Source organism: Devosia sp. Leaf64 (assembly GCF_001421945.1).
In the GTDB taxonomy this organism is placed as follows: Bacteria; Pseudomonadota; Alphaproteobacteria; order Rhizobiales; family Devosiaceae; genus Devosia.
In genome coordinates this window covers 14,877-20,786 of the sequence record NZ_LMLO01000021.1, presented here as the reverse complement: position 1 = coordinate 20,786, position 5,910 = coordinate 14,877, and the positions used below count along the sequence as shown (strand labels likewise).

At 61.0% G+C, this 5,910-nt stretch carries 4 protein-coding genes; 2 read left to right on the top strand and 2 right to left on the bottom strand.

Annotated features, from left to right (window positions below; all coding sequences use genetic code 11):
* Nucleotides 1-88: 88 nt before the first annotated feature.
* Both rhaS and ASE94_RS13055 read right to left on the bottom strand, forming a co-directional pair.
* Nucleotides 89-1,075, bottom strand: coding sequence for a rhamnose ABC transporter substrate-binding protein (gene rhaS / locus ASE94_RS13060; RefSeq protein ID WP_062630777.1), 987 nt, complete (start codon nucleotides 1,073-1,075; stop codon nucleotides 89-91).
* A 31-nt stretch (nucleotides 1,076-1,106) separates the two neighbouring features.
* Nucleotides 1,107-1,901, bottom strand: coding sequence for a DeoR/GlpR family DNA-binding transcription regulator (locus ASE94_RS13055; protein ID WP_062630776.1), 795 nt, complete (start codon nucleotides 1,899-1,901; stop codon nucleotides 1,107-1,109).
* 346 nt (nucleotides 1,902-2,247) lie between these two features.
* Here ASE94_RS13055 and ASE94_RS13050 point away from each other — a divergent pair, with 346 nt between their 5' ends.
* Together ASE94_RS13050 and rhaI are read left to right on the top strand one after the other, a co-directional pair.
* Entirely contained in the window at nucleotides 2,248-4,344 is a 2,097-nt protein-coding gene (locus ASE94_RS13050) for a bifunctional rhamnulose-1-phosphate aldolase/short-chain dehydrogenase (protein ID WP_062630775.1), read from the top strand.
* 107 nt (nucleotides 4,345-4,451) lie between these two features.
* Nucleotides 4,452-5,741, top strand: a complete 1,290-nt coding sequence (gene rhaI, locus ASE94_RS13045) for an L-rhamnose catabolism isomerase (RefSeq protein WP_062630774.1) — start codon at nucleotides 4,452-4,454, stop codon at nucleotides 5,739-5,741.
* The last annotated feature ends 169 nt before the right edge of the window (nucleotides 5,742-5,910 follow it).

The following is a 5,910-nucleotide window of genomic DNA, read 5'->3' as shown; positions in this document are numbered from 1 at the left end:
GGGGGGGGGGGCCCTTCCTGTTTTGGAAAGGCCCCCTCACCCGCTGCTTCGCATCGACCTCTCCCCCGGAGGGAGAGGTGAAGAAAGATCAATAGATCTTCGAGAACTCTTCGATATTGCTCTTGTCGAACTGGAAAGGGGCAGCCATGGCGGCCGAGTTCGTGTCGTCGAGCGTCACTTCGCCGACCTTGCCGATCGAGAAGACTGCGCCTGGCTTGGCTTCTTCGCCCTTGACGAGGTCATTGGCGAGGTAGACGGCCGAGTAGCCGAGGTCGATCGGGTTCCACAGCGCCACGGCCTGCGAAGCGCCATTGTCGATGAACTGTTTGAACTCGGACGGGAGGGCGAGACCGGTGACGTTGATCTTGCCGATCAGGTTCTGGTCAGTGACGACCTGAGCCGCAGCAACGACGCCAACGGTGGTCGGCGCGATGATAGCCTTGAGGTTCGGGTAAGCCGCGATCAGGCCGCGGGCTTCTTCGGTCGACTTCACCGAGTCATCATCGCCATAGACGGTCGCGACGAGGTTGATGTTCGGGAACTTTTCCGGGATGACGGCCTTGGCCGCTTCGATCCAGGCATTCTGGTTGGTCGCGGTCGAGGCGGCCGAGAGAATGGCAACATCGCCGCCCTCAGGCAGATAGTCCGCCGCGAGCTTGATGATGGTTTCGCCGATCAGCGCGGTTTCCGACGGGTTGAGGTGGATCTGGCGTCCTTCGGGTGCAACGCCCGAGTCCCATGAGATCACCTTGATGCCGCGATCCATGGCGCGCTTCAGCACAGGCACGAGAGCATCCGGATCATTGGCGGAGATCGCGATGGCATCGACCTGCTGCGCGATCAGCGAGTTGACGACTTCGATCTGGGCTTCGGCGGTCGCGGTGGTCGGGCCGGTATAGATGACTTCGATGTCGCCGAGTTCCTTGGCCGCGTCCTGTGCGCCCTTGTTGGCGGCGTCGAAGAAGCCGTTGCCGAGCGATTTTACCACGAGCGCAATGCGCGTCTGGGCAAAGGCCGGCGTCGCTAGAAGGATGGCGGCAGCAGCGGTAGCGGCCATCAGTTTAAAGAGCTTCATAAATTCCCTCCCTGGGATTTTCAGATATGTCTCAAGCCACGGCGGCCTGAGCAGGCGTCTCCACGACGATCAACCGCACTCCCGCCGTTTCCAGCATCTGTCGATCTTCATCGCGGATGCCGGCGTCGGTGATGACGGCGGCAATCTTGTCGAGGCCGCACAAGATCAGGCTTGAGCGGCCGGTAAATTTGGAAGAGTCGGCAAGAACGATCAGCTCGTCCGCCTGCCCGATCAGTCCCAGCTCGGACTGCACGACCATGGGGTCCGCCTCCATCAGCCCATGGGCGCCGATCCCCTGGCAGCCGATGAACATGCGCTTGGCATAAAAGTGACTCGCCACCACACCGCCAAAGGGCGAGAGGATGACGTTCTGCTCGCGATAGACCGTGCCGCCAGGAATGACGACGGGATTTCGCGAATTGTGGATGAGGAATTCGGCGATGGCGAAGCTGTTGGTGAAGACGCTTACGCGCTTGGCGGTCAGGTGGTGCACCATCTGATAGGTCGTCGTGCCGCCATTGATGATGATCGGCTCGCCATCATTGCAGAGATCGGCAGCCGCTTTCGCGATTGCGCGCTTCTGCGCGATATTGATCGTTTCATTGACGGAAAATGGTCGCCCGACCAAGCCACCCTGCGATGGCGGGTTGATCGCCTCGGCCCCGCCCCGCACACGCCGCACCTTGCCCTGCTCGTCGAGCGCGGCAATGTCCCGGCGAATGGTCGCTTCGGAAGAGCCCGTCAGATCGCACAGGTCCGCAACCGTCACCATGGCATGGGACTGGGCGGCGGCGAGAATAACGCGATGGCGTTCCGTTTCGTGCAATGCTGATACTCCTCAGGCGCAGTGCTTTCATTCTTTCCAAGCAGAGTCAATCAGCATTTTGCCATTTACAATCATCTTCGCGCACATCTGATGATTGATGATCGTTTGTGATTGACAGCGTCAACCGTTCTATGGCCATGTCCGCGCCAAACGAATGTGTTGCCGGCTTTCGGATCACCCCTCGAGAGCGACCAAACACACGGTTGTCACCCCGGCCTCGAGCCGGGGCCTATCCTGAGATCTCAAGATGGATCCCCGCCTGCGCGGGGATGACAGCCGGTGGGTGGGGCAAACTCCGCAACCCTGCGCTTCGCATCGAGGCGCCACCACTTCGGGAGGAATCTTCATGTCCACCGCGCCCAAGCGCCTTGAAAACAAGTGGGACGACGCCAAGGCCGCGTCCATGACCGAGCCGGAGCGCCTCGTCTATCGCTCCAACCTCCTCGGGTCCGACAAGCGCGTCACCAATTATGGCGGCGGCAACACGTCCTCCAAGATCATGCAGAAGGACCCGCTGACCGGTGAAATGGTCGAAGTCCTCTGGGTGAAAGGTTCGGGCGGCGATAGCGCCTCGATCAAGCTCGATGGCTTTTCGACGCTCTATATGGACAAGCTCCGCGCCCTCAAGGGTCTCTATCGCGGCGTCGAATTCGAAGACGAAATGGTGGGCTACCTGCCGCACGCGACGTTCAATCTGAACCCCCGCGCCGCTTCGATCGACACCCCGCTCCATGCCTATGTGAACCACCCGTTCGTCGATCACATGCACCCCGACGCGATCATCGCCATCGCGGCTTCCAAGAACTCCAAAGAACTGACCAAGCAGATTTTTGGCGATTCCATCGGCTGGCTCCCCTGGAAGAAGCCCGGTTTTGAACTCGGCCTCTGGCTCGGCAAATATTGCGAAGAGAACCCCAACTCCAAGGGCCTGATCCTTGAGTCGCACGGCCTCTTCACCTGGGGTGACACCCCCAAGGAATGCTACGAAACCACCATCGGCATCATCAATCAGGCCATCGAATGGTTTGAGAAGGAAACCGAAGGCAAGACCATTTTCGGTGGCGCCGCTACCCAGTCGCTCGATGCCGACGCCCGTCGCGCCGTGGCGGCCAAGCTGATGCCAAAGATCCGCGGCTTTATCTCCGAAGACAGCCACAAGCTCGGCCACTTCGACGATTCGGCTGCCGTGCTCGAATTCGTCAATTCCAACAATCTGCGCCCGCTGGCGGCTCTTGGCACCTCGTGCCCGGACCACTTCCTGCGCACGAAAATCCGTCCACTGGTCATCGACTTTGATCCGGCCAATCCCGATGTCGACGCCGTCATCGCCGGCCTTGACCAGCAGGTTGCCGACTATCGCGCTGACTACGCGGCCTATTATGACCGCTGCAAGCACGACAATTCGCCGGCCATCCGCGATCCCAATGCCGTGGTCTACCTGATCCCCGGCGTCGGCATGCTGACCTTTGCCAAGGACAAGGCCACCGCCCGCATTTCCGGCGAGTTCTATGTCAATGCCATCAACGTGATGCGCGGTGCCTCGACCGTCTCCGAATATCAGGGCCTGCCCGAGCAGGAAGCCTTCGACATCGAATACTGGCTGCTTGAAGAAGCCAAGCTTGCCCGTATGCCGAAGCCAAAGTCCCTCGCTGGCAAGATCGCCCTCGTCACTGGTGGCGCCGGCGGCATCGGCAAGGCTACGGCCGCCCGTCTTCTCCGCGAAGGCGCCTGCGTCGTCCTCGCCGATATCGACCAGACCGCCCTCGATGGCGCCACGGCCGAACTCTCCGGCATTTTCGGCAGTGATTTCGTCCGCCCGGTGAACATCAACGTCACCAAGGAAGAGCAGGTCCTCGCCGGTTTCGCCCATGCCGTGGTCGAATTCGGCGGCCTCGACATTCTTGTGTCGAATGCCGGTCTCGCCTCCTCGGCCCCGATCGAAGACACCTCGCTCGAACTCTGGAACAAGAACATGGACATCCTGTCCACGGGCTATTTCCTGGTTTCGCGCGAAGCCTTCCGTCTCTTCCGCCAACAGAAGATCGGCGGCAACGTCGTCTTCGTCGCATCCAAGAACGGCCTCGCCGCTTCGCCCAACGCGGCTGCCTATTGCACCGCCAAGGCCGCCGAAATCCACTTGGCCCGCTGCCTCGCCCTCGAAGGCGCGGAAGCACAGATCCGCGTCAACGTCGTCAATCCTGACGCGGTGTTGCGTGGCTCGAAAATCTGGGCCGGCGAATGGCTCGAGCAGCGCGCATCGACCTACAAGACCGACAAGGACGGCCTTGAAGAGATGTATCGCCAGCGCTCGATGCTGAAGCGCTCAGTGTTCCCCGAAGACATCGCCGAAGCCATCTACTTCTTCGCCTCGGAAGCCTCGGCCAAGTCCACCGGCAACATCATCAACGTCGACGCCGGCAACGCCCAGTCGTTCCCACGCTAAGCAACAGCAAGGCCCCCTCACCCGCCGCTATGCGGCGACCTCTCCCTCTGGGGGAGAGGTCGGCCGAAGGCCGGGTGAGGGGGCCTTATTCCCAGGAGGAGCAAAAAATGACCGAACACATCATCGACGCATCCATCGTCGAAGCCGACAATTCAAAGCGCGAAGCCGATCTCCGCCGCGATTACGAAACCCTCGGCGAACGCCTCGACCGCCGCGGCATCGCCATCGACGCCATCAAGGCAAAAGTCGCAAAATTCTCCGTCGCCGTTCCCTCCTGGGGCGTTGGCACCGGCGGCACGCGCTTTGCCAAGTTCCCCGGCAAGGGCGAACCGCGCGACATCTTCGACAAGATTGAAGACTGCGCCGTCATCGCCCAGCTCACCCAGGCGACCAAAACCATCTCGCTCCACATTCCGTGGGACAAGGCCGATCCGAACCGCCTGAAGCAGGCAGCCAGCCGCTTCAATCTCGGCTTCGACGCGATGAACTCCAACACCTTCTCGGACGCCAAGGGCCAGATGCAGAGCTACAAGTTCGGCTCGCTTTCTTCCTATGAAAAGTCGACCCGCGATCAGGCCATCGAGCACAATCTCGAATGCATCGAGATCGGCAAGACCATCGGCTCGAAAGCCCTGACCATCTGGATCGGCGACGGTTCCAACTTCCCCGGCCAGGTCAATTTCGCCGATCAGTTCGCCAACTATCTCGACTCGGCCAAGTCGATCTATGCCGCCCTGCCGGACGACTGGAATCTCTACACCGAACACAAGATGTATGAGCCGGCCTTCTATTCGACGGTCGTGCAGGATTGGGGCACCAATTACATCATCGCCAAGGAATTGGGCGACAAGGCCCTCTGCCTCGTCGATCTCGGCCACCACGCGCCGAACGTGAACATCGAGATGATCGTCTCCCGCCTTGCCCAGTTCGGCAAGCTCGGCGGCTTCCACTTCAACGATTCCAAGTATGGCGACGACGATCTCGACGCGGGCTCGGTCGATCCCTACCGTCTGTTCCTCGTCTTCAACGAACTCGTCGACATCGAGAACCGCGACAGCGATTTCCACCCCGCCCACATGCTCGACCAGAGCCACAATGTCACCGACCCAATCGAGTCGCTGATGCTCTCAGCCTCCGACGTCCAACGCTCCTACGCCCAGGCCCTCCTCGTCGACCGCGCGACCCTCAAAGCCGCCCAGTCCGACAATGACGCCCTGACCGCCACCCAACAACTCCGCCACGCCTTCCGCACCGATGTCGAGCCGATCCTCGCATTGGCCCGCCTCGAAGCCGGCGGCGCCATCGACCCCCTGGCCGCCTACCGCGCCAGCGGCTATCGCGCCAAGGTTGCCGACATCCGTCCGGCTGTTGAGGGCGGTTCGGGCGGTATCGTCTGATTTCTGCAGGCTTTGAATTAAAAAGGCCCGGTGATTGATCACCGGGCCTTTTGGTTTGGCTCGCGCCCCCTCACCCGTCTCGGCCTTTGGCCGGTCCACCCTCTCCCCAAGAGGGAGGAATAGAGGCGCCCATCTCTTATTCTTCTCCCCCTCTGGGAGAAGGTGGCCC